The following is a 13,022-nucleotide window of genomic DNA, read 5'->3' on the forward strand; positions in this document are numbered from 1 at the left end:
GTTCATCAGGTAACCCTCAAGTGCGATCTGACCTGCGCGAACGGCGAAAGGATCCCCTGAATGCGACTACAGTGGAGGCGGATCGCCGCAGTCCTCTCGGCCCTCGCCGTGGCGGCCGCGGCCACCTCGTGCTCGGATTCGGGCGACACCGACGAACTGCTGGTTTACAACGCCCAGCACGAGTCGTTGACCAACGAGTGGATCGACGCCTTCACCGAGGAAACCGGAATCAAGGTCACCTACCGCCAGGGCGGTGACACCGAGCTCGGCAATCAGCTTGTGGCCGAAGGGGAAGCCTCGCCGGCCGACGTGTTCTTGACCGAGAACTCGCCGGCGATGGCGGCCGTCGAGCGCGCCGGCCTGTTCGCTGACCTCGAATCCGAGACTCTCGAACAGGTTCCGCCGCAGTACCGTCCGCCGACCGGCAAGTGGACCGGGGTGGCCGCACGCAGCACCGTGTTCGTCTACAACACGGACAGGTTGCAGCCCGATCGACTGCCGAAGTCGCTGCTGGACCTGCAGCAGCCCGAATGGAAGGACCGATGGGGCGCGCCGCCCTCCAAGGCGGACTTTCAGGCGATCGTCTCGGCACTGCTCGAGTTGAAGGGTGAAGCCGCAACCGCGCAGTGGCTGGCCGCGATGAAAACCAACGCAAAGCTGTACAACGACAACATCGCCACCCTCAAGGCCGTCAACGCCGGCCAGGTCGACGGCGGTGTGATCTACCACTACTACTGGTTCCGTGACCAGTCCAAAACCAAGGAGATGAGCGGCAATACCGCGCTGCACTACTTCAAGAACGAAGATCCCGGCGCGTTCGTCAGCCTGTCCGGAGGCGGGGTACTGGCCTCCAGCGACAAGATGGACCAGGCCCAGCGGTTCATCCGGTTCATCACCGGCAAGGCGGGTCAGGAGGTGCTCGAGAAGGGCACCTCGTTCGAATACCCCGTGGGCAGCGGTGTACCGGCGAATCCCGCTCTGCCGCCGCTGGACACGCTGCAGGCGCCCAATGTCGATCCGTCGAAGTTGGATGCGCAGAAGGTGACCGACCTGATGACGAAGGCTGGCTTGCTGTAGGTGGTCGCCGCCGCCCCGCCCGTTCCACCTCCCGCGGCCCCGGTCTCGCGGTCCGACAAGACGGTCCGCCCAGGTCCCCTGGTTTCGGTGACCGTCGCCGTTCTGGTCGCGGCGACCTTCATACCGCTGGGATACGTGGCGTGGGCGGCAGTTTCGGTCGGATGGACGCGGGCCTATGAACTGATCGTGCGGCCGCACGTCGGCGAACTGCTCGTCAACACGATCGCACTGGTCTGCATCACCGTTCCGCTGTGCGTGGTGATCGGCGTCGGGGTTGCTTGGCTGGTGGAACGGACAGATGTACCCGGCAGGGCGCTATGGCGACCGTTGTTCGTTGCACCGCTTGCCATTCCGGCGTTCGTCAACAGCTACGCCTGGGTCGGCGTCATACCGTCGTTGCACGGGTTGTGGGCCGGAGTGCTGGTCACCACGTTGTCCTACTTCCCGTTCATGTACCTGCCGGCAGCTGCGACGTTGCGCAGGCTCGATCCGGCCCTCGAAGAGTCGGCGCGGGCGTTGGGATCGGGCTCGGCCGGGGTGTTCTTCCGGGTTGTGCTGCCGCAGTTGCGATTGGCGATCCTGGGTGGCGCACTGCTGGTCGGTGTGCACCTGCTCGCGGAGTTCGGCGCGTTCGCGATGGTGCGCTTCGATACGTTCACCGTCGCGATCTTCCAGCAGTTCCAGGCCACCTTCGACGGCGCGGCGGGCAGCATGCTCGCCGGCGTGCTCGTCCTGTTGTGTCTGGCGTTGCTCACGGCCGAGGCCGCGGCTCGAGGCAGCGCCCGCCTCGCCCGGACCGGGTCTGGCGCCCCGCGCGCTGCGGTGCCGATCGATCTGCGCCACAGCAGAATTCCAGCTCTCGCAGTGTTGCTGGCGGTGGCGGTGCTCGCCATCGGCGTTCCGGTGTGGACGATCCTGCGCTGGCTGTGGCTCGGCGGTGCCGAGGTGTGGATCGTCGACGAAATCGTGACCGCGCTCGGGCAAACCATCGGGTTGGCATCCGCTGCAGCGGTGCTGACGACCGTGCTCGCGTTCCCAATCGCATGGGTGGCAGTGCGCTCCAGCGGTTTTCTCGCGCGCGCCGTCGAAGGCGCCAACTACGTCACCAGTTCTCTACCGGGCATCGTCACCGCCCTCGCGCTGGTGACCGTCACCATCCACTTCGCCCGTCCGCTCTATCAGAGCGTGGCGCTGATCGTGTTCGCCTATGTTCTGCTGTTCATGCCGCGTGCACTGGTCAATGTCCGTGCCGGCCTCGCTCAGGTACCCACGAGCCTCGAGGAGGCGTCCCGGTCACTGGGCAGGTCACCGACCGCAACGTTCCTGCGGGTTACGCTACGCCTGACAGCGCCCGCCGCGGCGGCCGGAGCCTCGCTGGTATTCGTCGCCGTGGCAACGGAATTGACCGCGACGCTGCTGCTCGCGCCGACCGGCACCCGCACGTTGTCGATGTTGTTCTGGTCGTTCTCCAGCGAACTGGACTACGCCGCGGCCGCGCCGTACGCGCTGGCGTTGGTGGTTCTCGCGATACCGGTCACGCTGCTGCTGTACCGCCAGTCGACGAAGGCGGCGGCGCTATGACCATCCTGCAAACCCGCGGACTGGCCAAGTCGTTCCACGGCCACACCGTGCTGGACCACATCGACCTCGATCTGCGCGAGGGCACCGTCACCGCGGTCGTCGGAGCATCGGGCTGCGGCAAGACCACGCTGCTGCGGTTGATCGCCGGCTTCGAGAATCCCGACGCCGGCACGGTCACCATTGCCGGGCGGCAGGTGGCCAGTCCCGCGGCTGCGGTCGCGCCGCATCGCCGTGCGGTCGGCTACGTCGCGCAGGACGGCGCGCTGTTCCCCCACCTGACGGTCGGCCAGAACATCGCGTACGGCCTGACCGGCTCACTGCGTCGCGCCGACGTCCGCAACCGGGTAACCGAACTGCTCGAAACGGTTTCGCTCGACCCCTCCTACGCCGCGCGCCGACCCGATCAACTATCGGGTGGACAGCAGCAGCGCGTCGCGCTGGCCCGGGCGCTGGCCCGCAAACCGGTGGTGATGTTGCTCGACGAACCGTTCACCGCACTCGACACCGGTTTACGCGCGTCCACCCGAAAGGCTGTAGCGCGCCTGCTCACCGACGCCGGCGTCACCACACTGCTGGTCACCCACGACCAAGAGGAGGCGCTGTCCATCGCCGACCAGGTCGCGGTGATGCGCGACGGGCGGTTCACCCAGGTCGGTCCGCCACAGCAGGTGTACCGCGAGCCCAACGACCATTTCACCGCCGTCTTTCTCGGCGACTGCATCTCACTGCCCTGCACCATCAGTGACGGCGTCGCCGATTGTGCGCTCGGTCGCATCCCCGTACGCGGCGGCGAACCAAGCACCGCCGGTCCCGCCACTCTGCTGTTGCGACCTGAACAGGTTGTCGCAACGGTGGTTTCGGATATCGAGCGACACGAAGGAGTCGCGACCGTCCTGGCCGTCGAGTTCCTCGGCCACGACGTGCTGCTGACCGTCGACCCCGCCGGAAACGCGGACCCGTTCATCGTGCGCCAGCACAGTCTCGATCCGCCCCCTGTCGACGCGAAGGTGCACATCGAGGTCATCGGCAGCGGAGTTGCGCTGTGACCGGACACCTCATCGACCACCTGCGGGCGTACGGCGAAACCGTGGCCGTCTACACCGATTCGCAGACGTTGACCTATGCCGAACTGGCCGACCGGGTGCAGGCAGCGGCAGCGACTTTCGGCGACCGCCGACGGTTGATACTGCTCGAGGCCCGCAACGACGTTTTCACACTCGTGCAGTATCTCGGCGCGCTGGCTCATCGCCATGTCGTGCTGCCCGTCCCCGCCGGCCGCAAGCACGACACCTTGCTGCAGACCTACGCTTTCGACTCGATCGTCGGCGACGGTGTCGTTCACCACCGCCGCGCAGAGGGCACCCACCGATTGCACGACGACCTGGCCATGCTGATGTCGACGTCGGGCAGCACCGGCTCACCGAAGTTGGTGCGGCTTTCGCGCACCAACCTGATCGCCAATGCGCTCGCCATCTCCGACTACCTCGGGATCGGCGAGACAGACGTTGCCGCAACGACATTGCCGATGTCGTATTGCTACGGATTGTCGGTCATCAACAGCCATTTGATCCGTGGCGCCGGCCTCATGCTCACCGACCACTCGGTCACCGACGCGCGGTTCTGGCGGTTGTTCCGTCGACACCGCGGCACCTCCTTCGCCGGTGTGCCCTACACGTTCGAACTGCTCGAACGGATCTCGTTCGAGGCACTGGAGCTGCCCGATCTGCGCTACATCACCCAGGCCGGCGGGCGGATGCCGCCCGAGCGTGTCCGTCGATTCGCCGAACTTGCCCGCGACGGCGGCTGGCAGCTGTTCGTCATGTACGGGGCGACTGAAGCCACCGCGCGAATGGCCTACCTCCCACCAGAACTCGCGTTGTCACATCCCGAAACGATCGGTAACCCGATACCCGGCGGATCGTTCACCGTCGAGCCCCTCGAGAACGGATCCGACGAAGAGGTCGGGGAACTGGTGTACCGCGGGCCCAACGTCATGATGGGCTACGCCCACGGACCGGCCGACCTCGCGCTCGGCAAGACGGTGGAGTCACTGCGCACCGGCGACCTGGCCCGCCAGACCTCCGATGGGCTCTATCAGATCGTCGGGCGCACCAGTCGCTTCGTCAAGATGTACGGCCTGCGCATCGATCTGCAGCGCGTCGAATCCACGCTGAGCGCCAAGGGAATCACCGCATTCTGCACCAACGACGACGACCGCCTGCTCGTCGCGGCGACGGGCGCGGTCGCCGGCCACGACGTCCAGCGCATCGCAGCCGAGGCTGCCGGTGTCCCGGCCTCGGCGGTGCGCGCCGTCACCGTCGACGAACTGCCGCTACTCCCGTCGGGCAAACCGGACCATTCCGCGGTGCGCGACCGTGCGCACCAGCTTGACGAACGACCTCCGGCGAACCTGCGTGAACTGTTCGCCGACGTCCTGCAATTGGCTCGGGCCGACATCGACCCGGCCGCGAGCTTCGTCGACCTGGGTGGCAATTCGCTGACGTACGTCGCGATGTCGGTGCGGTTGGAGCGCGCGCTGGGGCAGCTGCCCGCCGAGTGGCACCTGCGGCCGCTACGCGAACTCGAGTCGATTTCGAAGCCGGCGAGGCGACGGCGGCGGTTTCGGACCGCGACGCTGGAAACCAGCGTCGCGTTGCGCGCCGCCGCGATCGTGCTGATCGTCGGCTCGCACGCCGGACTGTTCGAGCTGTGGGGCGGCGCTCACCTACTGCTCGGCATCGCGGGATACAACTTCGGCCGATTCTGCCTGACACCCTTGCCTCGCACGGAACGGGTTCGCCATCTGCGCAACACCATCGGCTGGATCGCGGTGCCCTCGGTGCTGTGGGTCGTTATCGCGCTGGTGATGACCGACGATTACACCTGGACCAACCTGCTGTTGGCCAACAAGATCCTGGGTCCGCCCGATAGCATGACGGCGGGCCGGCTGTGGTTCGTCGAGGTGCTGGTGTGGACACTGGTCGCGCTCGCGCTGCTGTTCTGGATTCCGGCGATGGATCGCGTTGAGCGACACCGGCCTTTCGCCGTCGCGGCGGTGTTCCTGGCCGTCGGCTTGGCGTTGCGTTACGACGTCCTCGGGCTCGACATGGGCCGCGAGGCATGGTTCACCATGCTCGCGTTCTGGTTCTTCGCGATCGGATGGGCGGCTTCGAAAGCCACCACGGCAGTCCAGCGTGCGCTGCTGACGGTGGTGTTGGCGGTCGCGCTGCAGGGCTATTTCGACAGCATGACGCGCGCACTGCTGGTGTTCGGCGGTCTCGCACTGGTGATTTGGCTGCCGACGATCCGCTGTCCAGCCGCGCTGACCGTCGTGGCCGGCGTCCTCGCCGAAGCGTCGCTCTACACCTACCTGGTGCACTATCAGGTGTACGCGCTGTTCGAGGGCCACCCCGCGATCGGAATGGCCGCATCACTGGGCGCGGGGATCCTGCTCACACACCTGCTGACGATGCTGCGGCGCCGGGTACGCAGCGGTTCGCCCGACTCGGTCATGGTTCCCGCTCGGCGATAAGTCCTTCCTGCGCCAGGGTGGCGGCGACGACACCGTCTGCGCGGATCAGGCTGGCGGTCACCACACCCCGTCCCCGGGCCGCGGCGGGCGAGGTCGATTCGAGCAGGTTCCATTGATCGGCGAACACCGGCTGGTGAAACCAGATCGCCGAATCCGTTGTGCCGCTGCGGTGTGTCCGCGCCTGCATCGAGTGGCCATGGACCTGCAGGGCGGGATCGATCATGTAGACGTCGCAGACGTACACCGCGATCAGGGTGTGCATCAGCGGGTCGTCGGGAAGCGGCACGGTCGCGCGCCACCACAGCCGGCGGACGAACTCGCCGGTCGACCTGTCGTCGGCGATTCTGATGTCGAGTTCCTCGAGCGGCATCGACGGCGCCGGACCGGCGGGCCCGGTCTTCGGCAGCGAGTCCGGATCGTGCGGCGCCGCAGCCCCGTGCCCATGTTCCGGGCCTCGGGCAGGCAATGCGAACGACACCGTGGCCGTCGTCAACAGCCTTCCCTGCTGGCGGGATTCGATTCGCCTGGCCGATGACGTGCGGCCGTCGAAAACTCTTGTGACGCGGTACTCCACGGCGGCGCCGGCCTCACCCCCACGCAGGAACTGCAAGTGCATGTTGGTGGGCAACCGATCGGTGTCGACGGTGCGGCATGCCGCAGCGAGGCTCTGCGCGACGAACTGCCCGCCGTAGGCCCGCTTCTCCGGCGGACCGCTCGCCGGGCCGATCCAGGACTCGGCATCGGAACCCGCCCGCAGATTGAGCAGGGTGAGCAGGGCGCTCACTCGGCATTTCCTGCCGCCACGGTGCCCGCCCGCACCAAGCGGTCGACCTCGTCGGCGGACATACCCAGCCAGTCGCGCAGCACGTCGACGGTGTCATCGCCCAGCGCGGGTGACGCAGCGGCGGGCGGATAACTCCCGCCGATCGACATCGGCAGGCCCGGCGCAAGATAGGTGCCGATCCGCGGTTGATCCAGCGATGTGAACAACGGGTTCGCGGTGACCTTCTCGTCGGTTGCCGCTTCGGCGAAAGTGCGGTAGCGCTCCCACAACACCGAGGTGGCCGACAGCGCGGCGGTGATCTCCTGGGCGGTGTGCATGCCGAACCACTCGCCGAACAACCCCGTCAACGCCTCGCGGTGCTCGAATCGCTGCCCTTCGTCGGTGAAGTCGGCCCCGAGCGTCTGCTCCAGCGCGGTAACGGCTTTCGTCGTACCGGTGAGCTCTGCGAGGGCGCGGAAGTGCCTGCCGGTGAGCGCGACGATCATGAACGAGACGCCGTCGCTGCTGAGGAAGTCCTGACCGTACTGGCCGTACACCGAGTTGCCGATGCGCTCACGCGCCGTGCCGTTGACCATCACCTCGGTGAGGAAGCCGAGGTTGCCCGCCGTGGCCAGAGCCACGTTCTCCAGCGGAATACTGATTCGCTGCCCTTGGCTCGTCGCATCCCGTTGCCGCAGTGCGGTCACCACGGCCAGCGCCGTGTAGATTCCGCATGCGACATCCCAGGCGGGCAGCACGTGGTTGACGGGCGTACCGAGTTCGGCCGGACCGGTCACCATCGGAAAACCGATGCCCGCGTTGACCGTATAGTCCACCCCGGTGCCACCGTCGGCGCGCCCGGAGACCTCGACGTGTATCAGATCGGGCCGCAGCCCGCTCAGGGTGTCATACGAATGCCACTGTCGCCCAGCGACATTGGTGATCAGCACACCGCCGCCGGCGATGAGCCGCTGGATCACGGCCTGGCCCTCTTCGGAGCGCACGTCGGCGGCGACCGATCGCTTGCCCTTGTTCAAGCCCGCCCAGTAGATGCTCTCGCCGCCGTCGGTGACCGGCCAGCGGTGATAGTCGGCGGCACCGCCGATCGGGTCGACGCGCGTCACCTCCGCCCCGAGTTGGGCCAGAGTCATCCCAGCGAGCGGAACCGCGACGAAGCTGGAGATCTCGACGATGCGCACGCCGGCCAGTGGCAGCGTCGCGTCGGGTGTGTCGGTCATCGGGCACAGTGTAAGCAGTGGCTGAATCGGCGGCGATCACACCAGTTCGATGGCTTCGGCGATGGACGGCAGGACCCGGCTGGGCCGGAAGGGGTACCGTTCCACCTCCTCCACTGACGTCGACCCGGTCAGCACCAGGATGGTCTCCAAGCCGGCCTCGATACCCGCGACGACGTCGGTGTCCATCCGGTCGCCCACCATCACCGTGCTCTCCGAGTGTGCCTCGATCCGGTTGAGCGCGCTGCGGAACATCATCGGATTCGGCTTGCCGACGAAGTACGGCTCACGCCCCGTCGCCCTGGTGATCATCGCGGCGACCGAACCGGTGGCCGGTAGCGGCCCCTCGGCCGACGGTCCGGTCACATCGGGATTCGTCGCGATGAACCGGGCGCCGGCGAGGATCAGCCGGACAGCCTTGGTGATCGCCTCGAACGAGTAGGTGCGGGTTTCGCCGAGCACCACGAAGTCGGGATCGATGTCGGTCATCGTGTATCCCGCCCCGTGCAGAGCCGTGGTCAGCCCGGCCTCACCGATGACGTAAGCCGACCCGCCGGGTAGTTGATCGTTGAGAAATGCCGACGTCGCCAGGGCCGATGTCCAGATCGACTCCTCGGGCACGGTCAGGCCGCTGCGCCGCAGCCGGGCCGACAGGTCGCGCGGCGTGAAGATCGAGTTGTTGGTGAGTACCAGAAAAGGCCGGGCACGGTCGCTCAATCGCTGCAGGAACTCGGCCGCGCCGGGCAGCGCATGCTCCTCACGGACGAGCACACCATCCATGTCGGTTAGCCAGCACTTCGGGGTGTCGCGCACTCCCCAAGTGTGTCAGTTCCGCACTCGATCGTTAGCGCATCGGCAAGTCGGGCATCGCCACGTTGCAGCGATCGCGGAAGTCGGCGGCCGGCTGTCGAACCGCCCTCAGCTCGTCGCGGACCCGCGGGTTCGCGTCCATGTACGCCTGGATCTCCGCCGTCATCTGCTCCCGCGGCTTGCCTTTGAGACCGGTGAAGAATGCGTTGACGTCCGGATGCGTGAACAAGTACGACGACGTCCCCGCCGACACGCCGGCCATGACGCCGGCGAGATCGGCGGCCGTGCAGTTCGGCGGATCGGCGGCGGCGGTGGCCGCGGTGCCGAAGAGCATCGCGCCGGAGACCAGGCTTGCGCCGATTGCCTTACGGGTCAACATATGGACTCCTCACTCGGATGGTCGACGAGAATGGTTGGTGCTCAACGCGGTCCGCGGCCACCGCCGTCGGGACGATCGGGACGGTCGGGACGGTCGATGACGATGTCGATGCCCCAGTCATCGTTGCAATACCAGGGGTCAGCGCAGTATCCCGGGTAGACCGGCCCGGCATGAGGCGCATCTGGACCGCCACCACGCACGGATCCCTGTGCGCACACGGTGGCGGCACCTGCGTTCGTGCAGTCCGCTGACGCGACTGGAGCAAATGCGACACCGATCGGCATCAAGGCCGCAATTGGCGACAACACCAGCACGGTGTAACGCGCTCTCATGGCCCCTCCCCTCTCGTGATCGGATGGCGTGCCCCTGCGTTTCCCGGCGGCGCTCCGGATTACCGGAATATCCGCAGCGTAATTCGCCGCGGATTCGTCCGTGGGAAAATTCGTAGGTCCGCGTCCAAATTCGGCAGTCTCCTCTTATCCGCGATTTTTCGCGATCTGGATTGCTCTGCTAACCAGCGCAGCACCAGATCGGGTCGAGCAACCCCGCGTTTCTGCAGGTTGTGCTACGACCACATCGCTGTATTCTCGGCGAATAGTTCGGCGGAAGTCTTTCAAATTTGTGCGATTCGGAGAAAACTGAGACCTCAGCAATCCTGAGCGGCGCTTAATCTCTTCTTGGGCTTGAAAGAGGGAGACTTGATGGCAACGAACAACGGAGAATGGACGCGACCGGCGGCCATGGCCATCCCCAAAGAGGGTTACTTCGAGCTCGAACGGGGCCGCTATGGCCCGGTGTTCCCCAGGACGCCGGCCTGCTACGGATTCTCGATCATCGCGAAGGTCAAAGAAGGCTGCGAAGCGGCCGTACGCGCGCACGGAAAGCAGATCGAGGAGGCCGTCGCGGGTACCCCCGACGTCCTTGCACCACTGCGGCTGCACTACCTGCGGTGGTTGTTGTTCGACGTCGGGGCGGGCCTGCATTTTCAGTATCAGGGCATTTTCGACACCGACTTCGACAAGTACACCGAGGACGCGGTGCAACTGTTCAGTCAGACGGGGATTACGACGGTGTTCACCAACCTCGAGGGCTTCCCCGAGGACTGGAAGGAAAACCCTGATGCCTTCGTGAAATTTGTTCGGGATCATCACGTTCCGAGCTTCCTGGAGTACGGTGAGTATCCCTTCGTCACGTCTGACGAGATCAAGAAGGCACTGCGTTTGAAGGCGGCGTTTTCGACCATGCTCGACCAGATGCAGTAGCGTTGGGACCCGCCCAGATGCTCGAACTACACGACATTCAGCACATCCTGCTGACTCGGACGCCGGCGATCACCGGACGGTACGAATTCCTCACGTTCGACACGCCGTCCGGCGGCAGGTCCTGGCTCGCCGCGTTGCTCGAGAAGGTGCAGTCCGCCGCGGATGTCCGCGCCACCATGGACACTTCGGACCGCTGGGCGACCCTCGCCTTCACGTGGCAGGGTCTACGCGCGCTCGGAGTGCCCGCGGAGTCGCTGGCCACGTTTCCCGAGGAGTTCCGCGAGGGCATGGCTGCACGGTCGACCATCTTGGGCGATATCGGAGCAGCCGCACCTGACCACTGGCTCGGGGGGCTCGGCGGTGACGACCTCCACGCGATCGCAATCTTGTTCTCCCGCACCGACGAGCAGTGCCGGAGATCCATCGGCGAACACGACAAGCTGCTCGCACGCACCGGCGGGGTACGCAGCCTTTCGCACCTCGACCTGAATGCGACTCCACCGTTCAACTACGCCCACGACCACTTCGGCTTCCGCGACCGGTTGTCTCAGCCGGTGATCGAAGGCTCCGGTGAAGAGCCGACGCCGGGCTCCGGAGACGCTTTGGCAGCGGGCGAATTCATCCTCGGTTACGCCGACGAGAATGGGCCTGTCCTGGATCTGCCCGAGCCCCAATCTCTGTCACGCAACGGCAGTTACATGGCCTACCGCCGACTCGAGGAACACGTCGTGTCGTTCCGCACCTATCTGAAGGAGAACTCCACTGACCCAGCCGGTGAAGAACTCCTCGCCGCGAAGTTCATGGGCCGTTGGCGAAGCGGCGCGTCTCTGGTTCTCGCGCCCGAGAAGGACGATCCCGAACTAGGCGCAGATCCAATGCGCAACAACGACTTCAACTATGGGGAGATGGACCCGTTCGGGTATGCGTGCCCTCTCGGCTCGCATGCCAGGCGGCTCAACCCGCGCGATACCGCGCACTATATGAACCGGCGGCGAATGATCCGTCGCGGCGCGACTTATGGCCCCGCGCTGCCCGACGGTGCAGGTGACGACGGGGTCGAGCGCGGCATCGCCGCGTTCATCATCTGCGCAGACTTGGTGCGACAGTTCGAGTTCGCACAGAACGTCTGGATCAATGACAAGACATTTCATGAACTCGACAACGAGCACGACCCAATCTGCGGGACGCAGGACGGCACACTCGACTTCACCGTGCCCAAGCGACCCATCCGGAAGGTGCACAAAGGCATTCCGGCATTCACGACCCTGCGGGGAGGCGGCTACTTCTTCATGCCCGGCATCCGCGGCCTGAACTACCTCGCCACTCTGGAAGAGACATCATGAGCCTCGCGGCTCGCACATACAACCAAGGCCACATCTCGCGTGGACACGACGGCCGCAGACGGATCAGCATCTACTGGACGTGGAGCTACCCGTGGGAAGCGCAGCGCGACCCGGGCGAGATGTACAACCGCTTCTCCACGATGACCGAAGTGCGGAACGCACTGTGGCCCAACTACGAAACCGTCGAGTACGACCAAGCCCACTTCCTTCAGGGCATCGCCGGGACTCTCGAGCTCTTCCACCGCTCAACGTTGGCCTTCCAGGATCTCGCCGGTGAGGCGACGGGCCACCCCGTCGCGGTGTTCCAACGCATCGACCAGGCCGGCTACCTGCTGCCGATCGATGACCGGATCCTCGCCGACACCGACACGCTGATGGTCTTCGGTCTCGACCACATCCTCTCCGAACAGGAAGCGACGGCAGACGAAATCGCGGCGATCCGCCAGTGGCTGCAGCGGGAGGGAACCTGCCTGCTTCTCGCGCCGCACCACGACGTCGGCTTCACCGACGACTTCGACCAGCGAGCAATGGAATTCGCGCACCACGGTGATCCACTGGTGCCTCGGCAACAGCGATTCGGCCAGTACACCCGGTCGCTGATGAGGGCACTCGACGTACCGGTTAACAACACCTGGGGTTTGCGTCCGGCCGTCGTGGACGGCACCCGGGAGATCGCGCCAATCACAGGTTTCCGCGACCTCGACACCGCCAGACTTCTCGACAACGTCACCACCTTCAACTTCCATCCTCACCTACCGCACTACGAGCTCACCGCTGCCGAAGGTGACGGACTGCGGGTGCTGGGCCGTCAGCGGGTCGACCTCAGTCGGCCACATCCATTCACGTCGGACGGCAACACCGAGTTCAACGCGCTGATATGGATGCCACCGTCGGGCGCCCGCGCCGGCGACATCGTTCTCATCGACTCCACTCATTTCACTACGTTGTTCGGTGGCACGGACAGCTTGCGCAATCTTTGGCACAACCTGGCGACCATGAACACGGAGTGTCATACGAGCCGCGGACTCTGAGCCCGTGCA

At 65.7% G+C, this 13,022-nt stretch carries 12 protein-coding genes; 7 read left to right on the forward strand and 5 right to left on the reverse strand.

What is annotated here, in order from left to right; all coding sequences use genetic code 11:
* Nucleotides 1–60 precede the first annotated feature (60 nt).
* From G6N18_RS07750 to G6N18_RS07765, 4 genes are read left to right on the forward strand one after another with little or no spacing between them, the layout of a single operon-like run.
* The gene (locus tag G6N18_RS07750; protein ID WP_082999819.1) at nt 61–1,077 is read left to right on the forward strand and encodes an iron ABC transporter substrate-binding protein; all 1,017 of its coding nucleotides are present in this window, start codon (nt 61–63) and stop codon (nt 1,075–1,077) included.
* The gene (locus G6N18_RS07755; protein ID WP_082999818.1) at nt 1,078–2,658 is read left to right on the forward strand and encodes an ABC transporter permease; all 1,581 of its coding nucleotides are present in this window, start codon (nt 1,078–1,080) and stop codon (nt 2,656–2,658) included.
* The gene (locus G6N18_RS07760; protein ID WP_082999817.1) at nt 2,655–3,704 is read left to right on the forward strand and encodes an ABC transporter ATP-binding protein; all 1,050 of its coding nucleotides are present in this window, start codon (nt 2,655–2,657) and stop codon (nt 3,702–3,704) included. Before G6N18_RS07755 ends, G6N18_RS07760 begins: the two co-directional genes overlap by 4 nt.
* Nucleotides 3,701–6,190, forward strand: coding sequence for an AMP-binding protein (locus G6N18_RS07765; RefSeq protein WP_082999816.1), 2,490 nt, complete (start codon nt 3,701–3,703; stop codon nt 6,188–6,190). The genes G6N18_RS07760 and G6N18_RS07765 overlap by 4 nt, the downstream gene beginning before the upstream one ends.
* Here the strand turns inward: G6N18_RS07765 and G6N18_RS07770 are convergent.
* The 5 genes from G6N18_RS07770 to G6N18_RS07790 form a co-directional block, all read right to left on the reverse strand.
* The gene (locus G6N18_RS07770; protein ID WP_067225055.1) at nt 6,168–6,974 is read right to left on the reverse strand and encodes an acyl-CoA thioesterase; all 807 of its coding nucleotides are present in this window, start codon (nt 6,972–6,974) and stop codon (nt 6,168–6,170) included. The two genes, G6N18_RS07765 and G6N18_RS07770, sit on opposite strands and share 23 nt — an antisense overlap.
* Nucleotides 6,971–8,191 (reverse strand): CoA transferase, encoded by a 1,221-nt coding sequence (locus tag G6N18_RS07775; RefSeq protein ID WP_082999815.1) that lies wholly within the window; start codon nt 8,189–8,191, stop codon nt 6,971–6,973. The genes G6N18_RS07770 and G6N18_RS07775 overlap by 4 nt, the downstream gene beginning before the upstream one ends.
* 36 nt (nt 8,192–8,227) lie before the next feature.
* Entirely contained in the window at nt 8,228–8,968 is a 741-nt protein-coding gene (locus G6N18_RS07780) for an HAD-IIA family hydrolase (RefSeq protein ID WP_407663576.1), read from the reverse strand.
* A gap of 64 nt (nt 8,969–9,032) precedes the next feature.
* The gene (locus tag G6N18_RS07785) at nt 9,033–9,377 is read right to left on the reverse strand and encodes a heme-binding protein (RefSeq protein ID WP_067225058.1); all 345 of its coding nucleotides are present in this window, start codon (nt 9,375–9,377) and stop codon (nt 9,033–9,035) included.
* A gap of 41 nt (nt 9,378–9,418) precedes the next feature.
* On the reverse strand, nt 9,419–9,709 hold the full coding sequence (locus G6N18_RS07790) for a hypothetical protein (protein ID WP_082999813.1): 291 nt from the start codon (nt 9,707–9,709) through the stop codon (nt 9,419–9,421).
* A 369-nt stretch (nt 9,710–10,078) separates the two neighbouring features.
* Between G6N18_RS07790 and G6N18_RS07795 the strand changes: the two genes are divergently transcribed.
* From G6N18_RS07795 to G6N18_RS07805, 3 genes are read left to right on the forward strand one after another with little or no spacing between them, the layout of a single operon-like run.
* A complete protein-coding gene (locus G6N18_RS07795; protein ID WP_067225060.1) occupies nt 10,079–10,639 on the forward strand; it encodes a hypothetical protein in 561 nt (186 codons plus the stop codon).
* A 17-nt stretch (nt 10,640–10,656) separates the two neighbouring features.
* The gene (locus tag G6N18_RS07800) at nt 10,657–11,982 is read left to right on the forward strand and encodes a Dyp-type peroxidase (protein ID WP_083000004.1); all 1,326 of its coding nucleotides are present in this window, start codon (nt 10,657–10,659) and stop codon (nt 11,980–11,982) included.
* The gene (locus G6N18_RS07805) at nt 11,979–13,013 is read left to right on the forward strand and encodes a hypothetical protein (RefSeq protein ID WP_082999812.1); all 1,035 of its coding nucleotides are present in this window, start codon (nt 11,979–11,981) and stop codon (nt 13,011–13,013) included. Before G6N18_RS07800 ends, G6N18_RS07805 begins: the two co-directional genes overlap by 4 nt.
* The last annotated feature ends 9 nt before the right edge of the window (nt 13,014–13,022 follow it).

It is taken from the genome of Mycolicibacterium celeriflavum, from assembly GCF_010731795.1.
GTDB lineage: Bacteria > Actinomycetota > Actinomycetes > Mycobacteriales > Mycobacteriaceae > Mycobacterium > Mycobacterium celeriflavum.

What these genes read in the sequence shown, in the direction of transcription:
- G6N18_RS07775 (WP_082999815.1), bottom strand. Translation starts at nt 8,191, where the DNA reads ATGACCGACACACCCGACGCGACGCTGCCACTGGCCGGCGTGCGCATC.
- G6N18_RS07790 (WP_082999813.1), bottom strand. Translation starts at nt 9,709, where the DNA reads ATGAGAGCGCGTTACACCGTGCTGGTGTTGTCGCCAATTGCGGCCTTG.
- G6N18_RS07795 (WP_067225060.1), top strand. Translation starts at nt 10,079, where the DNA reads ATGGCAACGAACAACGGAGAATGGACGCGACCGGCGGCCATGGCCATC.
- G6N18_RS07785 (WP_067225058.1), bottom strand. Translation starts at nt 9,377, where the DNA reads ATGTTGACCCGTAAGGCAATCGGCGCAAGCCTGGTCTCCGGCGCGATG.
- G6N18_RS07800 (WP_083000004.1), top strand. Translation starts at nt 10,657, where the DNA reads ATGCTCGAACTACACGACATTCAGCACATCCTGCTGACTCGGACGCCG.
- G6N18_RS07750 (WP_082999819.1), top strand. Translation starts at nt 61, where the DNA reads ATGCGACTACAGTGGAGGCGGATCGCCGCAGTCCTCTCGGCCCTCGCC.
- G6N18_RS07805 (WP_082999812.1), top strand. Translation starts at nt 11,979, where the DNA reads ATGAGCCTCGCGGCTCGCACATACAACCAAGGCCACATCTCGCGTGGA.
- G6N18_RS07780 (WP_407663576.1), bottom strand. Translation starts at nt 8,968, where the DNA reads ATGGATGGTGTGCTCGTCCGTGAGGAGCATGCGCTGCCCGGCGCGGCC.
- G6N18_RS07760 (WP_082999817.1), top strand. Translation starts at nt 2,655, where the DNA reads ATGACCATCCTGCAAACCCGCGGACTGGCCAAGTCGTTCCACGGCCAC.